Source organism: Paraburkholderia sp. JHI869 (genome assembly GCF_038900775.1).
Classification (GTDB): Bacteria; Pseudomonadota; Gammaproteobacteria; order Burkholderiales; family Burkholderiaceae; genus Paraburkholderia.
On the sequence record NZ_JAYMSC010000003.1, the window covers coordinates 490,714 to 513,526 of the forward strand.

Genomic DNA, 22,813 nt, shown 5'->3' on the forward strand with positions numbered 1-22,813 from the left:
CGCGTGAGGTTGCGATCAGCCGCGGGTGCCGAGACGCGCCGCGACCATGATCGCCTTCATTTCGCGCACGGCGTTCTCCCAACCCGCGAAGATTGCGTGCGCAACGATCGCGTGGCCGATGTTCAATTCGACGATGCCGTCGATGGCCGCGATCTGCTGCACGTTCGTGTAGTGCAGGCCGTGGCCGGCGTTCACCTTCAGTCCGAGGCTGTTGCCGCAGTTCACGCCCGTTACCACGCGCTCGTATTCGCGTTCCTGCTCGCCGGCGTCGTGCGCCTCGGCATAGCGGCCCGTGTGCAGCTCGATCACCGGCGCGCCCGTTTCGTGCGCCGCGCGGATCTGCGTTTCGTCCGGGTCGATGAACAGCGACACGCGGCAGCCCGCATCGGCGAGCTGACGGCAGGCGGCGGCAACGGCGTCGAAGTGGCCAGCGACGTCGAGGCCGCCCTCGGTCGTCAGCTCCGCGCGCTTTTCGGGCACGAGGCAAACGTCGTGCGGTTTGATTTCGCACGCAATGTCGAGCATTTCGGCCGTCACCGCGCACTCGAGGTTCATGCGCGTTTTCAGTTGCGGGCGCAGCGCGCGCACGTCGGCGTCGACGATATGGCGACGGTCCTCGCGCAGATGCAGCGTGATCGCGTCGGCGCCCGCCTCTTCGGCGAGCAGCGCCGCTCGGATCGGGTCGGGATAAGCGGTGCCGCGCGCGTTGCGCAGCGTGGCGACGTGATCGATATTCACGCCCAGGTCGATCACGTTGGGAGAAGTCAGAAAGAAGCTCATAGGTTCTGCAAGTCGATCAGAATCTGGCGCGTCGCGAGCGGCGTGCCGCCAAGGTAAGTGTTCAGCAGAAAGCGCATGAGCGCCTTGCTCTGCGCAACCGTCTGGGGTCGATGGTAATCGTCCTCTTCCATGTCGAGCAACGTCTGCCCCGAAAGCCGTGGCCATTGCGCAGGCCATTCGTCCGACGCTTCGCGCACGCCGCGTTCCGGATCGAACACGTAGCGGCCTTCCGCCACCACGGCTTTGCGGTTCACAGTGCGGTTGAGCGCGAGCGCGTAACCCGCCTCGCGCAGCAGCACGCGCTCGAACGAGCGCAGCACCTGCACGGGCGGCTCGTCGTGAGCGAGTCGCGTGAGCGTCACGACGTAGTGGCGAAAGAGTTCGGGGTGCGGGTCTTCGCGCGCAATGAACTTCACGAGCAACTCGTTCACGTAGAAGCCGCACAACAGCGCGTCGCCGGTCAGCGGCAACATGCCGCCCACCCACTCGGCGCCCGTGAGCGTGCGCACCTCGCCCTTGCCGCTCCACGACAGCGCGAGTGGCTGGAAAGTTTGCAGCACGCCGCGCAGCGCCGAGTGCGGACGCTTCGCGCCCTTCGCGACGAGCGCCACACGGCCGTGATCGCGCGAGAGCACGTCGATGATGAGGCTCGTCTCGCGGTACGGGTAGCTGTGCAGCACGAAAGCCGGCTGCTCGGCGATGCGGTAATCGGGTGTGGTGCTGCGGGAGGCGCGCGGCAGTTGCGAGCGTGCGGTGGTCTTGCGCGCGGGGCGCGGTTCGGCTCGGCCTTCGAGCGTGGCGTCGGCGCCTTCGGTCATCGCGTTGCGCGTGGCCGCGCCTTTCGCCACCTTCGGGCTTTTGCCGTTTTTCGCGGATGAGCGCTGCGTGCCGCGGGAATCCGACGCTGCTTCGCCCGCGGCGAATACCTCGTCGGCCTGCGCTTCGTCGTGCGCGGGCCGGTCGTCGTGCAGGGTTCCGGCTGCGCCGTCACTCATACGCGGTGCCCGTCGTGCTTACTCGTAACCGTAGGCGCGCAGCCCGGCTTCGTTGTCGGCCCAGCCGCTCTTCACCTTCACGAAGGTTTCGAGGTACACGGGACCGTCGAACAGCTTCTCCATGTCGAGACGCGCCTCGGTGCTGATCTGCTTGAGCTTTGCGCCCTTCTGGCCGATCACCATCGCCTTCTGCGTGTCGCGCTCGACGAGGATCGTCGCGAAAACGCGGCGAAGGCGCCCTTCCTGCTCGAACTTGTCGATGATCACGGTGCTCGTGTACGGCAGTTCGTCGCCGGTCCAGCGGAACACTTTCTCGCGCAGGATTTCGGCGGCAAGGAAACGCTCGCTGCGGTCGGTCAGATCGTCTTCGCCGTAGATCGGCTCGCCTTCGGGCAGATACGGCTTGAGCGTCGCGAGCAGGCGCTTGATGTCGTCCGGGTTCTGCGCCGAAAGCGGCACGATCTCGCGGAACTCGCGCAGCCCTTGCACCTGCTGAATGAACGGATAGAGCGTGCCCTTGTCGGTCACGCGGTCGATCTTGTTGGCAATCAGGATCGTGGGCGCATTCGGCGGGATCAGGTCGAGCACTTTCTGATCGTCGGGGCCGAATTTGCCAGCCTCGATCACGAACAGCACGGCGTCGACCGCGCTGAGCGTCGAGGTGACCGCGCGGTTCAGCGAGCGGTTCAGCGCCGTGCTGTGGCGCGTCTGGAAACCGGGCGTGTCGACGAAGATGTACTGCGCGTCGTCGATCGTGTTGATGCCGGTGATGCGATGGCGCGTGGTCTGCGCCTTGCGCGACGTAATGCTGATCTTCTGGCCGACCAGCGCGTTCATCAGCGTCGATTTGCCAACGTTCGGCCGGCCGACGATCGCGACCATGCCGCAGCGGAAACCGGCAGGAGTGGAAGTGGGAGCGTTCATGATCGGACCGGAATAGGAAAACGGGAGGCGCGCTCGCGGCGCGCCTCGGTGGAATCAGTGGCCGGCATCGGCCGCGCGCACGGGAATGGCCGTAGTGGCTTCGGCATGCGTCTCGGCGTCGCTGCTGGCGCCGCCAGTGGTCGCGGTTTGCGCACGCTCGGCGGTGCGCAACGCCGATTCGGCTTTGACCGGGGCCGAACGGTGGCCGATGGCCCCGGCGCTCGGTACGGCGTCGAAACCTGTGGCCTTGTCGGTGGGCTTGTCGCTCGCTTTGTCCGCACCGCGCTCAGCCTTCTCCGCGGGCTTGTCCTTCTCCGCCGGCCGCTCCTGCACGTGCGCAGCGCGAATCACCGCAAGCGGCGCGCCTTCGGCTGCCGCGGCTTGCGCCGGACGTTCCGTACGCGCCGCGGCACGCTCACGGCGTTCCGGCGAACGCAGATCGAGCGCGCCCTGCACGCCCGTCACGCCAGGGACGACCTCAGGCTCCGGCTTGGGAGCACGCGCGCCCTTCGAGCGGCGCGGCTTGGCTACCAGCGCGGGCGCCGCGGCCATGACCTCGTCGAGCGCCTTCTTCGCCGCGGCCTGCTCCGCCGCGCGACGGCTCGCACCCGAGCCCGACACCTTCACGTCGAGCTTGGGCACCGTGCATTCGACTTCGAACTGCTGATTGTGCGCCGCACCATGTGTCGCGACGACCGTATAGGTCGGCAGCGCAATCTTGTGGCCTTGCAGGTACTCCTGCAGCAGCGTCTTGGAATCTTTGCCGAGCGTGCGTGGGTCGATGTGATCGAGAATCGGCACGTAGAGGCGTTTGATGACCGTCTGGGCGGCGTCGAAGCCGCCATCGAGGAAGATCGCCCCGAAGATCGCTTCCAGCGCATCGGCGAGGATCGACGGGCGGCGGAAGCCGCCGCTGCGCAACTCGCCTTCGCCGAGACGCAGGCCGTCGGCAATATTGAGGGCCTGAGCGATCTCGTAAAGCGACTGCTGCTTGACCAGGTTTGCGCGCACGCGCGAGAGGTCGCCTTCGTCCAGCTTGCCAAAACGTTGGAACAATAGGGCAGCCACCGCGCAATTCAGAACCGAATCACCGAGGAATTCGAGGCGTTCGTTATGCGTGGCACTGTGACTGCGGTGGGTTAAAGCCTGGCGCAGCAATTCCGCATTGCGAAATTCGTAGCGCAAACGGCTTTCCAACGGAGATTGGGGCATGGCGAGAGTATAACGCGCCCGCCGCCCCCGGCGAAAACAGGGGGCGGCGGGCGAAAAACCGTGATGAAGCGACGTTACCGAGGATTCTTCAAGTAGCGCGCGAAGATGCGATGCGCTTGAAGCGAGTGAAACTCGTGTTCGCGCCTACGCTTTTTGTTGCGGCTTCTAGTGCGTCTTCGCGCGGCGTGATCAACATGCATCGCATGTCGATCAAACACACATTACTCGAACGAACCGATGCGACGCAGGTTGCTGAAGTTCATCCAGATGAAGAACGCGCGGCCCACGATGTTCGCGTCGGGCACGAAGCCCCAGTAGCGGCTGTCCGCGCTGTTGTCGCGGTTGTCGCCCATCATGAAGTAGTGGCCCGCCGGCACCTTGCAGATCACGCCGCGCGCGTTGTACTGGCAGTTGTCGCGATACGGATAATCCTCTGCACCCACGATGAACGGCGGCACCGCCGGATTGTTCAGGATGTTGTTCTTGCGGCCGTTGCCAAGGTCTTCCGTGAACTGCTTCGCGTAGCCAATGCGCTCTTCGTCGAAGAAGTCGCCTTGCGGCACTTCCGGCACCGGCTTGCCGTTGATCGTGAGCTGCTTGTCCTGATAGGCAACCACGTCGCCCGGCAGGCCGATCACGCGCTTGATGTAGTCGACCGACTCATCTTTCGGATAGCGGAACACGACCACGTCGCCGCGCTCGAGCGGACGGCCCTGCGTGACCTTCGTGTTCGTGATCGGCAGGCGGATGCCGTAGTCGAACTTGTTCACGAGGATGAAGTCACCCACGAGCAGCGTGGGCACCATCGAACCCGACGGAATCTTGAACGGCTCCACGACGAACGAGCGCACGAGGAACACGATCAGGATGACGGGAAAGAAGCTCGCCGTGTATTCGAGCCACCACGGCTGGCGCAGCTTGTCGTTACGCAGGTTCTGCCGCGTGACAGGCGCGTTTTCATCGGCAAAGCGCTCGCCAATGCGCTCCTGCTGACGGTCGAACTCCGCAACCGCCGCATCGGCGGCGAGGCGCCGGCGCGGCATGAACACCAGTTTGTCTGCAACCCACGCAACGCCCGTCAAGATGACGAGCACAAAGAGTATCAGCGCAAAATTCATGTAGATAGATCCGTTGTCCGGCTTATTTGCGTTACTTATTTATCTTCGACACGAAGGATGGCGAGGAAGGCCTCTTGCGGAATCTCGACCGAACCGACCTGCTTCATCCGCTTCTTGCCTTCCTTCTGCTTTTCGAGCAGCTTCTTCTTACGCGTGATGTCGCCGCCGTAGCACTTGGCCAGCACGTTCTTGCGCAGCGCCTTGATGTTCTCGCGCGCGATGATGTGCGCGCCGATCGCGGCCTGAATGGCTACGTCGTACATCTGGCGCGGAATGATCTCGCGCATCTTCGCCGCCACTTCGCGGCCGCGGTACTGCGACTGCGAACGGTGGACGATGATGGACAGCGCATCGACCTTGTCGCCGTTGATCAGCATGTCGACCTTCACGACGTCCGCGCTGCGGTACTCCTTGAACTCGTAGTCCATGGACGCATAGCCGCGCGACACCGACTTCAGACGATCGAAGAAGTCGAGCACGATTTCCGCCATCGGAATTTCGTACGTGAGCTGCACCTGGCGGCCGTGGTACTGCATGTTGATCTGGTTGCCGCGCTTCTGCGTACAGAGCGTGATGACCGAACCCACGTAGTCCTGCGGCATGTACAGGTTCACGGTCACGATCGGCTCGCGGATCTCGGCGATCTTCGGGGGCTCCGGCATCTTCGCCGGGTTCTCGACCTTGATCTGGGTGCCGTCCGCCTGCACGACTTCGTACACCACGGTAGGCGCCGTGGTGATGAGGTCCATGTCGAACTCACGCTCGAGACGCTCCTGCACGATTTCCATGTGCAGGAGACCCAGGAAGCCGCAGCGGAAACCGAAGCCCAGCGCCTGCGACACTTCCGGCTCGTATTGCAGTGAGGCGTCGTTGAGCTTCAGCTTTTCGAGCGATTCGCGCAGCGCGTCGTACTGGTTCGCTTCGACCGGATAAAGGCCCGCGAACACCTGCGGCTTCACTTCCTTGAAGCCCGGCAGCGGCTCGGGCGCCGGCTTCGTCGCGAGCGTGACGGTGTCGCCCACCTTCGTCGCGGCCAGTTCCTTGATGCCGGCGATGATGAAGCCCACCTGCCCCGCCGAAAGCTGCTCGAGGTTGCGCGACTTGGGCGAGAACACGCCGACGTGCTCGACCGGATACTGCGCACCGGTGGCCATCAGCTTGATCTTGTCCTTCGGACGCAGCGTGCCGTTGACGATACGCACGAGCATGACCACGCCGACGTAGTTGTCGAACCACGAGTCGATGATGAGCGCCTGCAGCGGTGCTTCCGGATCGCCCTCGGGCGGCGGCACCTTGGCGATGAGTGATTCGAGCACGTCTTCCACGCCGAGGCCGGTCTTCGCGCTGCAGCGAGTGGCGTCGGTCGCGTCGATGCCGATCACGTCCTCGATCTCTTCGATGGCGTTTTCGGGGTTGGCCGCGGGCAGGTCGATCTTGTTGAGCACCGGCACGACTTCCACGCCGAGTTCGATCGCGGTGTAGCAGTTCGCCACCGTCTGCGCCTCTACGCCCTGGCTCGCGTCCACCACGAGCAGCGCGCCCTCGCACGCGGAGAGCGAGCGGCTCACCTCGTACGAGAAGTCGACGTGCCCCGGCGTGTCGATCAGGTTCAGGTTGTAAACCTTGCCGTCACGCGCCTTGTACGAGAGCGCTGCGGTCTGCGCCTTGATGGTGATGCCGCGCTCGCGCTCGAGATCCATCGAGTCGAGCACCTGCGATTCCATTTCGCGGTCGGACAAGCCGCCGCACAGCTGGATGATGCGATCGGCAAGCGTCGACTTGCCATGGTCGATGTGCGCAATGATCGAGAAGTTACGAATATGATCCATTCAGTGCCGATCAAGCGAAAAAGGCGCGCCCCAACGATAGCTGGACACGCCTCGTAAATAGATGAAAAACCGGACTATTTTAGCCGAAAAGGGGTCCCACGGGCGAACCATCCGGTGATGTAACGGATGTGTCATGCCGCGGCGGAGATGTCCCGCGGCGTGCCGGCCGTAAGTTTCACGCTCCGCCCGGCGCCGTCAGCGGTACGCTCGGCGCGTCCGGACCCAGGCCCAACGTGGCGCGCACGCGCGCTTCGTCGAGGTGGTAGTGACACAACTCGATGCCGTCGCAAAGGAGCACCGGCACGAGTTCGTCGTAGCGCGCCTGAAGCTCGGGGTCGGAATCGACATCGATCACGTCGATCCGCGCCCCCGCTGCCGCCGCGAGCGGCTCGAGCGCCGCGCGCATCTCCTCGCACAGATGACACCACGCGCGAGCGTAGAGCACGAGGTGCGCGCTCGCACGCTCGAGCGCGCCCGGCGCTGCCGACGATGACCGCATGGGCGTGCGCATCGGCGTTACTTCTGCCCCGGCGCGCGTGGGCGCAGCGGCACAAACTGCGTGTTGTCGCCGCGCCGCACGAGCACCGCCACCATCTTCTGCGGGTCGAGATGCGACGTGACGTCCTGGAACTGCTTCGCGCTCGTGATATCCGTGTCGCCCACGCGCAGGATGATGTCGCCCTTCTGCAGGCCGGCGCGCGCCGCTGGGCCGTCCACCGAATCCACCATCGCGCCGCCCTTGATCTTGAGCTGGGCGAGCTGGTCGGCGGGAATATCGACCGCCGCGATACCGAGCGCAGTCAACGCGCGCGGCTTGGGCTCCGGCGCCTTTTTCGGGTCGGCCTTCGCGCTCTTGTCGGTCTGCATCTCGGCGATCGTGATCGGCAAATCGCGCGTCGCGCCCTTGCGCCAGATCGTGATGGTGGCCTTGGTGCCCGGCTTCGTGTCGCCGACCATGCGCGGCAGGTCGGTCGCGGCATCGACGAGCACGCCATTGAACTTCTGGATGATGTCGCCCGGCTGGATGCCCGCCTTGTCGGCCGGCCCGCCCGGCTCGACGCTGGAAACGAGCGCGCCTTGCGCCTTGGGCAAGCCGAGCGAGTCGGCCACGTCCTTCGTCACCTCGCCGATCGCCACGGCAATACGGCCGCGCGTAACCTTGCCCGTGGACTTGAGCTGATCCGCCACGCGCATCGCCTCGTCGATCGGAATCGCGAACGAGATGCCCATGAAGCCGCCGGTGCGGCTGTAGATCTGCGAGTTGATGCCGATCACCTCGCCCTGCATGTTGATGAGCGGACCGCCCGAGTTGCCGGGGTTCACTGCCACGTCGGTCTGGATGAACGGCAGATAGTCGCCCGTGTCACGCCCCTTCGCGCTCACGATGCCCGCCGTCACGGTGTTTTCGAGGCCGAACGGGGAACCGATCGCCACGACCCACTCGCCCACGCGCACCTTGTTCGAATCGCCCATCGTCACAGCCGGCAGATTCGCGGCCTGGATCTTCACCACGGCAACGTCCGTGCGGTCGTCCACGCCGATCAGCTTCGCCTTGAATTCGCGCTTGTCGGTAAGCGTCACGTAGATGCTGTCCGCGTCGTCCACCACGTGCGCGTTGGTCATTACGTAGCCGTCGCTCGACAGGATGAAGCCCGAGCCGACACCGCTGTTCTGCTCGGAGTCGTTGCCGCTGTCCGGGCCGGAGTCGGAGCCGCCGCCGGGGCTTCCGCCCTGGCTGCCACCTTGACCGCCGCCCTGCCCACCCTGCGGACCTTGCGGAAGCGGGATGCCGAAGAAACGCCGGAAGAATTCCGACATGTCGCCTTGATCCATGCCCGGCGGGAGTCCGCGTTGGGCCGAGGAGACGCGCGTGGTTGTGCGGATATTGACGACCGACGGCCCCACTTTGTCCACGAGGTCGGCGAAGTCGGGCAGGTTGGCAGCCGGCGCCGCCGATGCCACGTGCGGTGCGAACGGCAGGCACGCCGCCACGACCGCGGCCGCGAAGAATTTGCGCAGCGGGAGAATCGTCATATCGAAGTCAGCCGAAGGAAGGAGTTACCTGGGAGCCTTGTATTCTATGGCAGACGCGAACTGCTGCAACGTGGTCTGGGGCACTTCGCCAAGCAACGTGATGAAGTAATCGCCGTTGCGCTTCACGAGCACGTGGGTCGCCCCACTGCTGCCCGAGCCTTCCTTGCGACTGTTGTTCTTGACCGGTTCGATGAAGACGGAAAGCGTGGACAGCCCGTCGGAAAACACGGCCTGATCGACGGGAATAGGCGGTTCGCTTGCATCGCGCGCCGCCATGGGCCGGCGCACTTCACGAATTTTCTGGAAGCCCGGTGCAGCCTGGCCGAACGACCAGCCCTGCGCTTCGATGTCGACCGGCTGGAGCGGCGGGCGCACCACGTTCCAGCCCTCGATATTGCGCATGCCGTTCACGATAGGCGTCTTGTCGACGGGCCCGCCGATGTGCACCTGCGTGAACGCAAGCTGCTGGAGCACCTGGCCGTTCAACGGATCGAGCATCTGCGAGCGCAGCAGCAGACCGGTTTTCGCATCGGCCCACAGCTTGTAGGCGAAGCGGAAATTGTCCTTCGGGTCGAGCTGAATGACCTGGCTATCGAGGCCCGCCACCCGGTCGTTGCCGAGCATCTTCGGCTCGTAGACGCTCAGCACCTGGTCGCCACTCGTGGAGAGCAGCGCCGGGAAAGCGTCCTTGTTCTGGCGCTTTTCGACGACGAGCAGCTTGCGCTCGGGCACGAAGGTGTAGAGATCGTCGTTGTGGCGCAGCATCGTCCGCGGTTTGCCGTCGAGACTTTCGAGCTTCTCGAACTCGCCGTCCTGCTTCGAGGCGTAGTGCGTGATGCGCGAGGACTGAACGAACTCGCCGCGCTGGTAGACGAAGGTGCCTTCGTAACTTTGCTGCTGGGCGGCCTGCTGGATGCGGTCGAGCAACTGCGCGGCGCTCTGGCGCGTGGCAGCATCGGCCGCGGACGCGCCTTGCGCGTGAACACACGGGGCGACAGACAGAGCGGTGAACATCACGGCTGCGCAGCAGAGAAATGCCGGCAACCGCCCCCAGATTGTCTTTTTATTCAACCGCAATGTCTGCATCAAACTTATTGGCCTTGCGTGGAGAGAGCGGCTGACCGGACGTACGGCATGGCATCCGAGATGACCGGCTGCTGCGCGAACTGCTGGTGCGCCTGAAGATATTCGTCGAGGCGTGCGTCGCGGATGATATTGCCGTCCTGACCGCCCGCGACAGGCGCCGGCGTGGTGTTCATGGCCACGCGCTGCACGCCGTCCTGCGACTGCACGGCGGCGATTTGCGGCGCGCCGGCCATGCCCACACCGCGCATTTGCGGCATGACGATCCACGTGAGCGTGGCTGCGGCGGCGGCCACGGCCAGCGACGGCATTACGCGGCGGCGCAGCGCCAGAATACGGCCCACGCGCGCATTGCGGCCAGCCTGCGCCTGCGGCAACGCAGCGGGCGCGAGCAGATGCGGCTCCGCTTCGAAGCGCGCGGCGAAACCCGTCATGAAAGCCCGGCTCGCGGCCTGACTGAGGGCCAGATCGTCCGAGCGTAACACGTCGCCGATCAGGTGGTACTCCGACCAGGCTGCGCGCCCTTCGCCGTCGAGTTCCAGATAATTTCCGTTCAGATGCTCCTGCGCCGACGCTTCACCGTCGACGAAGGCGGACAGACGCTCGCCGCGCGAGCTTGATACCGATTGCATCGAGACCGAACCCATGATGCTCCCCATTCCCTAACAGACGTCCCTGTGACACCAACTCATTCTGGTGAATCGCGTCGCCGCCCGGGGCGAAGCTGGATGTTCTTCTTACCAGCGCTTGCCTTCCGGAGTGTCCAGCAGCGGACGCAATTTTGCCGCAATGGCTTCCCGAGCGCGGAAAATTCTCGATCTGACGGTGCCGATCGGGCACCCCATCATCTCGGCAATTTCCTCGTAGCTTAGGCCTTCTATTTCCCGAAGCGTAATGGCGGTGCGCAGCTCTTCCGGTAAAACCGCCATTGCAGCATTGACCGTCTGTGCGATCTGCTTGCTCATCAACATCGACTCGGGCGTATTGATATCCCTTAGTTGATCGGCGTCCGAGAAAGTTTCCGCTTCTTCTGCATCTGCCTCGGTAGAAGTCGGCGCGCGTCTTCCCTGGGTCGCAAGGTAGTTCTTCGCCGTATTGACAGCAATTCGGTACAACCACGTATAGAAAGCTGATTCGCCACGAAATTGCGGTAGTGCGCGGTAAGCCTTGATGAAGGCGTCCTGGGCCACGTCCTCGACCTCGGCGGGGTCCCGCACAAGGCGCGAGATCAGCCGGATGATCTTGCGGTGGTATTTCGAGACCAGGAGCTCGAACGCGGCCTTGTCGCCTTTTTGCACGCGCTCGACCAGAACCTGATCAATTTCTTTTTCGCTCACCTGAAAAATCCGTTAGCACATGAAGTAGACGTGGGGGCACCATTGTAGCGTCCCCGCCACGGTCTCACGTTACGCGAGTAACAGCGGTTACAAGCTTTACAGCGAAGGGAGGCTCAGCGGCCGGCCGCGCTGCGCGCGCGCACGGCGAGCGTACGGAAGATTTCCGGCGAAACGGCGTCCGCGGCGATGAGTATCGTCGTGCGGCGTGCGCCCTGCTCCACGACGAGCGCAAGCAGCCATGCGCCCCATTGCGACGCGCCGGCAATCTGTCCCGCGACGAGACAGGCGCCATCGCGCGAATAGGCCGCGAAGAAATCTGACCCGATTTCGATGAAAGCCGGCTGCTTGCGACGCCAGGCCGCAGCCGCAAGACCGCCGGTCGCCAGAAACGCCAGCGTGATCGGCAAGGCTTGCCAGGCGCCGTGCCAGGACGCAAGCGTCGTGTAGACGGCGGCCGTAGCCACGCCCAAGGCCGCGGCAACGAGCAGTTGCAGCGCGAGAGAAGGACGCAGGCAAAGAAGCGGCGCGCCCGCGCGCCGCGAGGGGAAAGCAGGAGGAACGCGGCCGGCCGGAGAATTCGGCGCGGCCGCTGTCTCGTCGTGCGAGATCAAACGTGACGCTTGAAGACCAGCGTGCCGTTCGTGCCGCCGAACCCGAACGAGTTCTTCAGCGCGACGTCGATCTTCATGTCCCGCGCGGTGTTCGCGCAGTAGTCCAGGTCGCAAGCCGGATCCTGGTTGAAGATGTTGATCGTCGGCGGCGAGATCTGGTTGTGCACGGCGAGCACCGTGAACACCGATTCGAGACCGCCCGCGCCACCCAGCAAGTGACCCGTCATCGACTTCGTCGAGTTCACGACGATATTCTTCGCGTGGTCGCCGAACGCGCGCTTGATCGCGGTGGTTTCCGCGAGATCGCCGAGCGGCGTCGAGGTGCCGTGGGCGCTCAGCCAGTTCACTTCGTTGGCGTTGACGCCCGCGTTCTTCATCGCCGCAAGCATGCAGCGGCGTGCGCCGTCGCCGTTTTCCAGCGGAGCGGTCATGTGATAAGCATCACCGCTCATGCCGTAGCCGCCGATTTCCGCGTAGATCTTCGCGCCGCGCGCCTTCGCGTGCTCGTACTCCTCGAGCACCATCACGCCCGCGCCTTCGCCGAGCACGAAACCGTCGCGGTCCTTGTCCCACGGACGGCTCGCCGTCGCCGGATCGTCGTTGCGCTGCGAGAGCGCACGCGCCGCCGCGAAGCCGCCGATACCGAGCGGCGACACGGTCGATTCCGCGCCGCCCGCGATCATCACGTCGCAGTCGCCGTATTCGATCAGACGCGACGCTTCGCCGATGCAGTGCAGACCGGTCGTGCAAGCCGTGACCATCGCCAGATTCGGGCCCTTGAGGCCGAAATTGATCGACAGATGGCCGGAGATCATGTTGATGATCGAGGCCGGCACGAAGAACGGCGAGATGCGGCGCGGGCCGCGGTTGAGCAGTTCGGTTTGCGTGACTTCGATCATCGGCAGGCCGCCGATGCCCGAGCCGACGTTCACGCCGATGCGCTCCGCGTTCGCTTCGGTGACTTCGAGACCGCTGTCCTTGATCGCCTGCATGCCCGCTGCGATGCCGTAATGGATGAACGTATCCATATGGCGCGCTTCTTTCGCCGGCATGTAGTCTTCGACGTTGAAGCCCTTCACTTCGCCGGCAAAACGGGTCGAGAAGTTCGTAGCGTCGAACTTCGTGATGTTGGCGATGCCGGACTTTCCGGCGACCAGATTGGCCCAGCCGTCGGCAACATTATTGCCAACAGGCGAAATCAGCCCCAGGCCTGTAACAACAACTCGACGACGGCTCACGGTAACCCCTTATCCATAGATGACAAAAACAAAAGCCACAGAGGCCACAGGAAATGCTCCTGTGAGCCCTGTGGCTAGTTGACCGGCAGATGCCCCGCAGCGAGTGCGGCAGGCGTATGCGGTTTCACGGGCGAGCGTCCTCGCGGGCCGCCAGCGCATGCGTTGCGCGGCCCAGGCGGGAATCTGGCGCTTAGGCCTTGACGTTCGCGCGAGCGTAGTCGATCGCTTGCTGAACCGTCGTGATCTTCTCGGCTTCCTCGTCCGGGATTTCCATGCCGAACTCGTCTTCGAGAGCCATGACCAGTTCGACGGTGTCGAGCGAGTCGGCGCCCAGATCGTTCACGAACGAAGCTTCGTTCTTGATTTCAGCTTCGGCGACGCCCAGTTGCTCGGCGACGATCTTCTTGACGCGCTGTTCGATGTTGTCCATTACCCCTCCAAGGGAAAAAAAGTTAGCTCATGAATGCGAGTGCGCGCATTTTATCAGGTTTGACCTGGCTGAAAAGCGGCGCTCAAGGTTCCGGAAGGCTATCCGCGACGGCGCTTGAGCAAGGTTTTGCAGCAAGCGCATCAAGGCGCGGATAGTACCTGAATCCGGTTAAGACATATACATGCCGCCGTTCACGTGCAACGTCGTGCCCGTGATATAGGCCGCCTGCGGCGACGCGAGGAACGCAACCGCATGCGCGATGTCGTCCGGGCTGCCGAGGCGGCCCAGCGGAATCTGCTGCTTGAGGGCGGCTTGCTGCTCCGCCGGCAAGTCCTTCGTCATGTCGGTGTCGATGAAACCGGGCGCGACGCAGTTCACGGTGATGCCGCGGCTGCCGATCTCACGTGCGAGCGCGCGCGTCATGCCCGCCACGCCTGCCTTGGCCGCTGCGTAGTTGGCCTGGCCCGGGTTGCCCGACGAGCCCACCACCGAGGTGATGTTGATGATGCGGCCGCCCTTGGCCTTCATCATTGGGCGCAGCACGGCGCGCGAAAGGCGGAACACCGACTTGAGGTTCGTGTCGATGACCGAGTCCCACTCGTCGTCCTTCATGCGCATCGCCAGGTTGTCCTGCGTGATGCCCGCATTATTGACGAGGATCGCAAGACCGCCGAATTCCTTGACCGTTGCGTCGATGAGCGCTTCTGCCGCAGCGGCGTCGTTCACGTTGAGCACTGCGCCGCGGCCCTTCAGGCCCGCTTCTTCGAACGCGGCCGAAATGGCCTGCGCGCCGGCTTCGCTCGTTGCCGTGCCGATCACCGTCGCACCCTTGCGCGCCAGTTCCAGCGCGATTGCGCGGCCGATGCCACGGGTGGCGCCGGTCACGATCGCGGCTTGATTGTCGAGAGTCTTTTCCATCGTTTGAATCCGTTAGCGGTGGTGACGTAGGCGCTTAGGCCTGCAGAAGCGCGAGCGCTTCTTCGAGCGACTTCGGATCGAGCACCGAGGCGCCGACCAGGTTGCCGTCGATACGCTTGGTGAGGCCCGCAAGCACCTTGCCCGGACCGCATTCGACCACGTGCGTTGCGCCTTGCGCTGCGATGGCCTGCACGCACTCGACCCAGCGCACAGCACCCGCGGCCTGGCGCACGAGCGCGTCGCGGATCTTCGCGGGGTCGGTTTCGAAGGCCACGTCCACGTTGTTCACGACGGGAATTTGCGGCGCGTTCAGCGTGACGTTCGCGAGGTAGTCGCGCAGCTGGTCCGAAGCGGGCTTGAGCAGCGACGAGTGAAACGGCGCCGAAACCGGCAGCGGCAGCGCGCGCTTGGCGCCCTTCGCCTTGGCGATTTCGCAGGCCTTCTCGACCGCGCCCTTGTGGCCCGCGATCACGACTTGCGCCGGCGCATTGAAGTTCACGGCTTCGACCACGCCGCCGCTTGCTGCGGCGGCTTCGGTGCAGACGGTACGCACGGTGTCGTCATCGAGGCCGAGCACGGCGGCCATGCCGCCCTCGCCCACCGGCACCGCGCTTTGCATGGCCTGCGCGCGGAAACGCACGAGCGGCACGGCGTCGCGGAACGCGAGCACGCCGGCGGCGACGAGCGCCGTATATTCGCCGAGGCTGTGGCCCGCGACGATCGCCGGAGCCGGGCCGCCTGCCTGCTGCCACGCGCGATAAACGGCGTAGGCAGCGGTGAGCATGACCGGCTGCGTATTGGTGGTGAGATTGAGCTCTTCGGCGGGGCCTTCGGCGATCAGCTTGCCGAGGTCCTGACCCAGTGCGTCGGACGCTTCTTGCAGCGTTTCGCGCACGACGGCGTTATCGGCGAAGGCGTCGAGCATGCCGACGGCCTGCGAGCCTTGGCCGGGAAAAACGAACGCAAATTTCATAACGTCCCCAAATTCGATCAATACGGGTGGGCGATGCGCTCGGATCGACCGCCGCCGGCTGCGCACAACGAGCACGTTGTGCGCGGCGCCCGGCCGCGGGAGCGCGAAAGCCCGCTCAGGATGCTTAGAAGCGGATGACGGAGGCGCCCCAGGTGAAGCCGCCGCCCACGCCTTCGATCAGCACGTTCTGGCCGCGCTTGATGCGGCCGTCGCGCACCGCGACGTCGAAGGCGAGCGGAATCGAAGCCGCCGAGGTGTTGCCATGCTCGCCCACCGTGACCACCATGCGCTCGGCGGGCAGGCCGAGCTTGCGGCAGGTGCCCTGCATGATGCGGATGTTGGCCTGGTGCGGAATGAGCCAGTCGACCTGGTCGGCGGTGAGCTGCGCCTTGTCGAGCGCCTCGATCGCAACCTTTTCGAGCACGTTCACGGCCAGCTTGAACACCGCCTGGCCGTCCATGTGCAGGAACGCGTTGCCCGCAATCACGCCGCCATTGACGTTGCCCGGCGTGCACAGGATGTGCGCGTAGCTGCCGTCGGCGTGCAGCGCGCTCGAAAGCACGCCCGGTTCGTTCGACGCCTGCAGCACGATTGCGCCCGCGCCGTCGCCGAACAGCACGCAGGTGGTGCGGTCGTTGAAATCGAGAATACGCGAGAAGGTTTCCGCGCCAACGATGAGCGCCGTGCGGTGCTGGCCGCTGCGGATCAGGCTGTCGGCCACCGAAACGGCGTACGCGAAGCCCGAGCACACGGCCTGAACGTCGAACGCCGCGCCGTGATTGCGGATGCCGAGCTTGTTCTGCAAGAGGCAGGCCGTGCTCGGAAAGACGAAATCGGGCGTGGAAGTGGCGACGATGATGAGGTCGATCGACTGCGGATCGACGTCGGCGGCCGCGATCGCACGCTGCGACGCCGCAAGCGCGAGATCGCTCGTCGTGACGTCGGGCGCGGCGAAGTGGCGTGCGTGAATGCCCGTGCGGGCGACGATCCACTCGTCGCTCGTCTCGACGCCTTTCGCGGCGAGCCGTTCGGCCAGTTCCTGGTTGGTGACGCGATCAGGCGGAAGGTAGCTGCCCGTGCCGATCACGCGGGAATAGAGAGTCGATTGAGCCATTATGCCTTCGAGGATGATGCGGCACCGGGCGGTACCTCGCCCGCTGCCTGGCCAGGCGCACTAATAACCTGCGCGGCTTGCGCGTTCTGGGCGCCGCCGGGCTCGCCTGCCGCCTGTTCGAGCGAACCGGCGTTTTCTTCCATGGCGTGCGCAAGTCGCTCCAGCACGCCATTTTTGACGGCATCATACCCGCGATTGATCGCACACTCAAACGCGTAGGCATCGGCCGAGCCGTGGCTCTTGATGACGAGGCTTTTCAAGCCGAGCAGCGCCGCGCCGTTGTACTGGCGATGGTCCACACGCTTCTTGAAGCGCATGAGCACCGGCAATGCGGTAATCGCCATGAGCTTGGTGAGCCACGAGCGGCCGAACTCTTCCTTGATCATGTCGTTGAGCATCTGCGCGAGGCCCTCCGACGTCTTGAGCGCGACATTCCCAACGAAACCGTCACAGACGATGACGTCGACGGTGCCCTTGTAAATGTCGTTGCCTTCGACGTTGCCGCGGAAATTCAGCGTGCTCGCGCGCAGGAGCTCGCCCGCGCGCTTGATGGTCTCGTTACCCTTGATGACTTCTTCGCCGATATTCAGGAGCCCGATGGTTGGGCGATCCTTGCCCTCGAGCGCCGCGACGAGTGCGTGGCCCATCTCCGCGAACTGCAGCAGGTGCTGAGGTTCGCAGTCGACGTTCGCGCCGAGGTCGAGCATCGTCGTATAGCCGCGCGGGTTCGGCAGCGCAAAGGCGATAGCCGGGCGCTCGATGCCGGGCAGCGTCTTGAGCACATAGCGCGACACGGCCATGAGCGCGCCGGTGTTGCCGGCAGAGATGCAGGCTTGCGCCTCGCCCTCTTTCACGCGATTGAGCGCGACGCGCATGGACGAATCTTTTTTCTTGCGCAGGGCGACTTCGACCGGATCGTCCATTTCGACGATCTCGGTGGCGGGCACGACGGTAAGCGCGGGATGGTCCGCCGCCTTCAGCTTTTTCAACTGGGCGCGGACCGCCGACTCGACGCCCACGAGCATGAGATGCGCGTCGGGGTGCGAGCGGACGAAATGGACTGCGGCAGGCACCGTCACAGACGGGCCGTGGTCGCCTCCCATGCAATCTATCGTGAGCGTAACAGTCATGGAATGCGACGGATTTCAGGCATAAAAAAGCGGCAGTTGAATGCCGCCTTTTTTGCCGAGCCGAAATATGGTCAAGCGAACGGAATCGTCAGTTGCGGCGCCAGGCTGGAAGCCACGCGCCGCACGCTGGAACGATTAGTCGTTCTTGGTCTTGACGACTTTCTTGCCGCGGTAGTAGCCGTTCGGGCTGATGTGGTGACGCAGATGCACTTCACCCGTGCTCGGCTCGACGGCCAGCGGCGCGCCCGTGAGGAAATCGTGCGAGCGGTGCATACCGCGCTTCGACGGCGACTTCTTGTTTTGTTGAACTGCCATGATAACTCCTGAAAATTTTCCGAATTCTAACACAGCCCGATCCGGCCGCCGCCACCGGGGGGGTGACCGGACTCCGGGCTCAGGCCCACGCGTCTGGTACTGCCTGCCCTGTGCAGCCGCCTAAGGCTGACCTTAATGCTTGCTGCCAGGACCGTCCTTCTTGAGCGATTCGAGCGCGGCAAACGGGTTGACGCGCTCTTCCGGCTCGATTTCCTGCTCCGGCACGTCGTCCACGGAATCCACGCCTTCCGCGCCGTCGGGACCCGAGGCGAGGCTTTCGTGAATTTCCGGACAGACTTCGTGCTTCGGCACCAGCGGCAGCGAGAGCAACAGCTCCTCTTCGATCAAGTCGACGAGATCGAAATGGCGCGAGCCCACGATCACTTCGACTTCATCGTCGTCGAGCGGAAACTCGTCCGCCTCTTCTTCCGTCTGGACGATACGGAAGGTCGCATCCGCATTGAATGCCTGCTCGTACGGAGCGAGGCACCGCTGGCACGCGAGCCACGCGCCACCGTGAACGGCCAGGCGCAGGTATGGCTGCGCCCCTTCGGTGCCGTTGTCCTGCAATTCCTGCTGGCTAAAGCCCGCAGCCTGCCAGGTGAACGCGGTGTCGCGATCTCGCGCTTCGGCCGGGACTTCGTTTAACATGCGCGGCAGTTGCGAAACGCGCACGACACCTGCTGCTTCACGCTCGCTGCGCGCGAATTCGAAGATATCGACGTCACGCGGATTCAGTTCAGCGCCAGCAGGCTTACCAGAATGTTCGGTCATGTGCGCTCTCCTGCTTCAAGGCTTGGCGACCGGCGAGCGATGCGCGTAAGCCGATAGAGGCTCGCAGCAATCCAGCTTGTACCGGCCCGCATTGGCCATCGGAACGCTGCCAGCAAGGCCTTTTGAGCCGCGACGCCAGCAAATACAGGCGCCCGCACAAGACGTGCGACGAGAGCATACCGATGAAAAGCCCAAAATCATATCGCCTTTATCTTTGTGAGTCAAACACTTAAGCTCGCGTACGCAAGTGTTTGTGTGTGCGAGGTTTTCAGGCGTCTCTGACGATGCTTTGCGGGAAATCCGCCCCCGTTTTCGAGGCGAAATCGACCCGAAAATCGCCAAACCTCAGCCGACTTTTCCAGTTACATTCGCAGCCGTTTCCATACTCCGATCGAACATGCAGGATTCTCACCCGCAGGCCCCGCGCACGGGCCGCCCCGCTCTCATCCTCGCCTCCAGCTCGCGCTACCGGCGCGAGTTGCTCGAACGTCTGCGCATTCCGTTCGACACGGTCGTGCCCGCCATCGACGAAACGCCGCAGCCCGGCGAGACACCCGAGGCGACGGCGCTGCGCCTGGCCGGCGCGAAGGCCCACGCCGTGGCCGCGGGCCTGCCCGCAGGCACGGGCCGCACGCTCGTGATCGGCTCCGACCAGGTCGCCACCTTCGATGGTCGCCAGATCGGCAAGCCCGGCACGCACGAACGCGCGCTCGAACAGTTGCAAGCCATGCGCGGCCGCGAAGTGTTGTTCCATAGTGCCCTAAGCCTGCTCGACACCGCTACTGGCCAAACGGATACCGTCGATATCGTCACGAAGGTGCGCTTTCGCAACCTGCCCGATGCGGCGCTCGACGCCTACCTGCGCGCCGAAACGCCCTATGACTGCGCGGGCAGCGCGAAATCGGAAGGGCTCGGCATCGCCTTGCTCGAAGCGATCGAATCGGACGACCCCACCGCCCTGATCGGCCTGCCGCTCATCGCGCTCACGCGCATGCTGCTCGCCGCGGGCTATCCGCTGCTGGAGACGCAAGCATGACGAATGGAGCAAAGGGCACCCTCTATCTGATCCCGAACACGCTCGGCGAAGGCGACGATGCCGCGCTCAACGCCGTCCTGCCCGTGCCAGTGCGCGAACGCGCAGGCGCGCTCGCCAGCTACATCGGCGAAAACGCGAAGACCACGCGCGCCTTCCTCAAGCGCGTGGGCACGACGCGCCCGATCCAGGAAATCGAGATCCGCGAACTGAACGTCAACACGCCCGCTGGCGAAGTCGAGAAGCTGCTCGCGCCGCTGCTCGCGGGTATCGACACGGGGCTCGTTTCCGAGGCGGGCGTGCCCGCTGTCGCCGATCCGGGCGCGCTCCTCGTGCGGCGCGCGCACGAGCGCGGTATCAAGGTCGTGCCGCTTGTGGGCCCGAGCTCGATCCTGCTCGCGTTGATGGCGTCGGGCCTGAACGGCCAGAGTTTCGCGTTTCACGGCTACCTGCCCGTCGACGCGAACGAGCGCGTGAAAAAGCTGCGCGAACTGGAGCAGACCTCGCGCAAGGGCAAGCAGACGCAGATCTTCATCGAGACGCCCTACCGCAACCGCACGCTACTCGACGCCCTGCTCGCAACCTGCGCGCCCTCCACGCTCGTGTGCGTCGCCGCCGACCTCACGCTGCCGACCGAGACGATCATGAGCCGCGCCGTGTCCGACTGGAAGAAGAAGCCCGCGCCCGAATTGCACAAGCGGCCGGCGATTTTCCTGCTGCTCGCAAACTGAGGCGTTCACAGCGCGCAAAAACGATTCGGCCGCTGCGCAAGCTTCGCGCAGCGGCCGATTTTTCTTGAATCCCGCCAAAAGCAGGAACGCCGAACTCTCAGCGAACCGACAGCTTGCCGCCCATCAGCAGCGAATGCATGGCCGCCGAGCCGATGTTCGCGCCCACGCGCTTCGCCACGCGATCGGTGAGGCTCTGCTTGACCGTGTAATCGACGACGTCGGGCGCCTTGATGACCTCGCGCGCCACGTAGTCGGTGTCGCCGTAGCCGTCCGCGAGACCGAGTTCCACGCTCTTCTGGCCGGTCCAGAAGAGGCCCGAGAAGATATCCGGCGAGTCCTTCAGGCGCTTGCCGCGGCCCGCCTTCACGGCGTCGATGAACTGCTGGTGGATCTGGTCGAGCATCTCCTGAGCGTGCGCGTCCATTTTCGGCGTATCGGGCGAAAACGGATCGAAGAAGCCCTTGTTTTCGCCGGAGGTGCGCAGGCGCCGCTGGACGCCGAGCTTGTCCATCAGGCCGGTGAAGCCGAAGCCATCCATCAGCACGCCGATCGAGCCCACGATGCTCGCCTTGTTGACGTAGATCTTGTCGGCGGCGGCCGCGACGTAATAGCCGCCCGATGCGCACATGTCGCCCACCACCACATACAGCGGGATAGCCGGGTACTTCGTGCGCAGACGGTGAATCTCGTCGTTGATGATGCCGGCCTGCACCGGGCTGCCGCCGGGGCTGTCGATATGCAGGATCACGCCCGCGGTGCCGTCGTCGTCAAAGGCGCTGTCCAGCGCGCTGATCATGTCCTCGGCATTCGCCGAGGTGTCGGAGCCGATTTCGCCATCGAGCGAAACGAGCGCCGTATGACGCCCTTCACTCTCCACGCGCGCGCCCGAAAGGTCGAGGATCGCCCACGCGATCACCACGAACACGGCGAGGAACGCGAAGCGAAAGAAGATGCGCCAGCGCCGCGCCGCGCGCTGTTCGGTGATTGCCGCGAGCGCAATGCGTTCGAGCGCCTCGCGCTCCCAGCCAGGCGCGCTCGCGCCGCGGTCTGACGAAGCCGCGCGGGGCGCTTCGTTCGAATCAGGGGTCGGATTGTCGGACATGCGAGCGGGTAGCCGGTCGAAAGGGTTCAGAAGTCGGAGCTCAGTTTGGGGTCGGACGCAAAGCGTCGTCCGGCAGCCAGAATACCGCACGGCCCTCTGGCGTGTCGCGTTCCTCGACCTGCACGGCGCGCAAACGCCCGCCACGGCACGGCCCGCCCACGCACTTGCCCGTGTCGGGCTGGTAGATCGCGCCGTGCGTGGCACACATCAAATAGAGCCCCGACGACTCGAAGAACTGGCCCTCGACCCAGTCGAGCTCCATCGGCACGTGCGCGCAGCGGTTCAGGTAGCCGTAGACCTCGCCGCCGTAACGCACGAAGAACACCACGGCGTCGCCACCCGCGTAGGTCGCGTTCATGCGCCGACCCTCGCCGCCCTCAATGAGTTCTTCGGCTGCGCACACGCGCACCGGTTCGGGTATCGCTGCCCCCGGCGCCGCGCTCATGCGTTCTCCCTCAGCCAGCCCGCGAGCGCCGCCACGTCCTGCGCGACGAAGCGCGGCTCGAGCTTTTCGAGCGCGCCGGATGCATGCGCGCCATACGCCACACCGATGCCCGCCGCGCCCGCGTTGATCGCCATCTGCAGGTCGTGCGTCGTGTCGCCGACCATCACCGTGCGACCGAGATCCTGCCCCAGTTCGCGCGTGAGTTCCTGAAGCATGGCCGGATGCGGCTTCGAGAAGGTTTCGTCGGCGCAGCGGGTGCCGTCGAAGAGGCTCGTGAGCCGCGAATCCGCGAGTGCGCGGTTCAGCCCCACGCGGCTCTTGCCCGTCGCGACGGCGAGCAGATAGCCGGTGTCGCGCAGTTCCGTGAGCATCTCGCGCACGCCCGCAAACAGCTCGGTCTGCTGGTCCTTCAGCAAATAGTGGATGCGATAGCGCTCGACAAGCCGCGGGTAGTCGGCCGGATCGAGCGTGGGCGCCGCAATCTGCAGCGCTTCACGCAGGCCAAGGCCGATCACATAGCTCGCCGCCTCGTCGCCAGGGACGGGCAGGCCGAGGTCGCGGCACGCCGCCTGGATGCTGCGCGTGATATGGGCGGTCGAGTCCATCAGGGTGCCGTCCCAGTCGAACACAATCAGGTCAAATAACTCTCGAGCCATGCAGGACTTCTCCAAACGCTGTCAGATTCGG

The 22,813-nt window shown here is 64.6% G+C and carries 25 protein-coding genes; 2 read left to right on the top strand and 23 right to left on the bottom strand.

Translation table 11 applies throughout. The features are described from left to right. Positions 1-15: 15 nt before the first annotated feature. The 20 genes from pdxJ to VSR72_RS08730 all read right to left on the bottom strand — a co-directional run bounded on the left by pdxJ (position 16) and on the right by VSR72_RS08730 (position 18,815). Positions 16-780, bottom strand: a complete 765-nt coding sequence (pdxJ, locus tag VSR72_RS08635; RefSeq protein ID WP_133183593.1) for a pyridoxine 5'-phosphate synthase — start codon at positions 778-780, stop codon at positions 16-18. After that, positions 777-1,775, bottom strand: a complete 999-nt coding sequence (recO, locus tag VSR72_RS08640) for a DNA repair protein RecO (RefSeq protein WP_342951957.1) — start codon at positions 1,773-1,775, stop codon at positions 777-779. The genes pdxJ and recO overlap by 4 nt, the downstream gene beginning before the upstream one ends. An 18-nt stretch (positions 1,776-1,793) precedes the next feature. After that, complete coding sequence (gene era / locus VSR72_RS08645; RefSeq protein WP_342951958.1) at positions 1,794-2,699, bottom strand: GTPase Era; 906 nt, start codon at positions 2,697-2,699, stop codon at positions 1,794-1,796. A 54-nt stretch (positions 2,700-2,753) separates the two neighbouring features. Beyond that, the gene (rnc, locus tag VSR72_RS08650) at positions 2,754-3,911 is read right to left on the bottom strand and encodes a ribonuclease III (protein ID WP_342951959.1); all 1,158 of its coding nucleotides are present in this window, start codon (positions 3,909-3,911) and stop codon (positions 2,754-2,756) included. Between the two features lie 221 nt (positions 3,912-4,132). Continuing rightward, positions 4,133-5,029: a signal peptidase I gene (gene lepB / locus VSR72_RS08655; RefSeq protein ID WP_342951960.1), complete on the bottom strand. Its 897-nt coding sequence runs from the start codon at positions 5,027-5,029 to the stop codon at positions 4,133-4,135. A 35-nt stretch (positions 5,030-5,064) separates the two neighbouring features. Continuing rightward, positions 5,065-6,858 carry a translation elongation factor 4 gene (lepA, locus tag VSR72_RS08660; RefSeq protein WP_342951961.1) on the bottom strand — a complete coding sequence of 598 codons (1,794 nt, stop codon included), beginning with the start codon at positions 6,856-6,858 and terminating at the stop codon, positions 5,065-5,067. 175 nt (positions 6,859-7,033) lie between these two features. Beyond that, complete coding sequence (locus tag VSR72_RS08665; RefSeq protein WP_342951962.1) at positions 7,034-7,369, bottom strand: glutaredoxin family protein; 336 nt, start codon at positions 7,367-7,369, stop codon at positions 7,034-7,036. Positions 7,370-7,374: 5 nt separating this feature from the next. Further along, on the bottom strand, positions 7,375-8,892 hold the full coding sequence (locus tag VSR72_RS08670; RefSeq protein WP_342951963.1) for a DegQ family serine endoprotease: 1,518 nt from the start codon (positions 8,890-8,892) through the stop codon (positions 7,375-7,377). A 24-nt stretch (positions 8,893-8,916) separates the two neighbouring features. Beyond that, positions 8,917-9,978 (bottom strand): MucB/RseB C-terminal domain-containing protein, encoded by a 1,062-nt coding sequence (locus VSR72_RS08675; RefSeq protein WP_342952049.1) that lies wholly within the window; start codon positions 9,976-9,978, stop codon positions 8,917-8,919. A 5-nt stretch (positions 9,979-9,983) separates the two neighbouring features. Beyond that, positions 9,984-10,622 (bottom strand): sigma-E factor negative regulatory protein, encoded by a 639-nt coding sequence (locus VSR72_RS08680; RefSeq protein ID WP_342951964.1) that lies wholly within the window; start codon positions 10,620-10,622, stop codon positions 9,984-9,986. Between the two features lie 90 nt (positions 10,623-10,712). Beyond that, a complete protein-coding gene (rpoE, locus tag VSR72_RS08685; RefSeq protein ID WP_027795258.1) occupies positions 10,713-11,312 on the bottom strand; it encodes an RNA polymerase sigma factor RpoE in 600 nt (199 codons plus the stop codon). A 113-nt stretch (positions 11,313-11,425) separates the two neighbouring features. Further along, positions 11,426-11,923 carry a protein YgfX gene (locus tag VSR72_RS08690; RefSeq protein WP_342951965.1) on the bottom strand — a complete coding sequence of 166 codons (498 nt, stop codon included), beginning with the start codon at positions 11,921-11,923 and terminating at the stop codon, positions 11,426-11,428. Next, positions 11,920-13,161, bottom strand: a complete 1,242-nt coding sequence (gene fabF / locus VSR72_RS08695; protein ID WP_342951966.1) for a beta-ketoacyl-ACP synthase II — start codon at positions 13,159-13,161, stop codon at positions 11,920-11,922. Before fabF ends, VSR72_RS08690 begins: the two co-directional genes overlap by 4 nt. Before the next feature lie 190 nt (positions 13,162-13,351). Further along, positions 13,352-13,591, bottom strand: coding sequence for an acyl carrier protein (gene acpP / locus VSR72_RS08700; RefSeq protein WP_004197638.1), 240 nt, complete (start codon positions 13,589-13,591; stop codon positions 13,352-13,354). A 168-nt stretch (positions 13,592-13,759) separates the two neighbouring features. Then, positions 13,760-14,509, bottom strand: coding sequence for a 3-oxoacyl-ACP reductase FabG (gene fabG, locus VSR72_RS08705; protein ID WP_342951967.1), 750 nt, complete (start codon positions 14,507-14,509; stop codon positions 13,760-13,762). A 34-nt stretch (positions 14,510-14,543) separates the two neighbouring features. Further along, positions 14,544-15,482 carry an ACP S-malonyltransferase gene (gene fabD, locus VSR72_RS08710; protein WP_342951968.1) on the bottom strand — a complete coding sequence of 313 codons (939 nt, stop codon included), beginning with the start codon at positions 15,480-15,482 and terminating at the stop codon, positions 14,544-14,546. 124 nt (positions 15,483-15,606) lie between these two features. Then, positions 15,607-16,596: a beta-ketoacyl-ACP synthase III gene (locus VSR72_RS08715; RefSeq protein WP_342951969.1), complete on the bottom strand. Its 990-nt coding sequence runs from the start codon at positions 16,594-16,596 to the stop codon at positions 15,607-15,609. After that, positions 16,596-17,726 (bottom strand): phosphate acyltransferase PlsX, encoded by a 1,131-nt coding sequence (gene plsX / locus VSR72_RS08720; protein WP_342951970.1) that lies wholly within the window; start codon positions 17,724-17,726, stop codon positions 16,596-16,598. The genes VSR72_RS08715 and plsX overlap by 1 nt, the downstream gene beginning before the upstream one ends. A gap of 135 nt (positions 17,727-17,861) precedes the next feature. Then, positions 17,862-18,041: a 50S ribosomal protein L32 gene (rpmF, locus tag VSR72_RS08725; RefSeq protein WP_018441573.1), complete on the bottom strand. Its 180-nt coding sequence runs from the start codon at positions 18,039-18,041 to the stop codon at positions 17,862-17,864. A 132-nt stretch (positions 18,042-18,173) separates the two neighbouring features. Next, positions 18,174-18,815, bottom strand: coding sequence for a DUF177 domain-containing protein (locus tag VSR72_RS08730; RefSeq protein ID WP_342951971.1), 642 nt, complete (start codon positions 18,813-18,815; stop codon positions 18,174-18,176). A gap of 397 nt (positions 18,816-19,212) precedes the next feature. Here VSR72_RS08730 and VSR72_RS08735 point away from each other — a divergent pair, with 397 nt between their 5' ends. After that, the gene (locus VSR72_RS08735) at positions 19,213-19,851 is read left to right on the top strand and encodes a Maf-like protein (protein ID WP_342951972.1); all 639 of its coding nucleotides are present in this window, start codon (positions 19,213-19,215) and stop codon (positions 19,849-19,851) included. Further along, positions 19,848-20,579, top strand: a complete 732-nt coding sequence (locus tag VSR72_RS08740) for an SAM-dependent methyltransferase (protein ID WP_342951973.1) — start codon at positions 19,848-19,850, stop codon at positions 20,577-20,579. Before VSR72_RS08735 ends, VSR72_RS08740 begins: the two co-directional genes overlap by 4 nt. Positions 20,580-20,676: 97 nt before the next feature. Here the strand turns inward: VSR72_RS08740 and VSR72_RS08745 are convergent, their stop codons facing one another. Genes VSR72_RS08745 through VSR72_RS08755 form a run of 3 tightly spaced genes read right to left on the bottom strand, consistent with a single transcriptional unit; the run spans position 20,677 to position 22,782 of the window. Next, entirely contained in the window at positions 20,677-21,681 is a 1,005-nt protein-coding gene (locus VSR72_RS08745; protein WP_342951974.1) for a S49 family peptidase, read from the bottom strand. A gap of 40 nt (positions 21,682-21,721) precedes the next feature. Next, positions 21,722-22,126: a Rieske 2Fe-2S domain-containing protein gene (locus VSR72_RS08750; protein ID WP_342951975.1), complete on the bottom strand. Its 405-nt coding sequence runs from the start codon at positions 22,124-22,126 to the stop codon at positions 21,722-21,724. Continuing rightward, complete coding sequence (locus tag VSR72_RS08755) at positions 22,123-22,782, bottom strand: HAD-IA family hydrolase (protein ID WP_342951976.1); 660 nt, start codon at positions 22,780-22,782, stop codon at positions 22,123-22,125. The genes VSR72_RS08750 and VSR72_RS08755 overlap by 4 nt, the downstream gene beginning before the upstream one ends. Positions 22,783-22,813 lie beyond the last annotated feature (31 nt).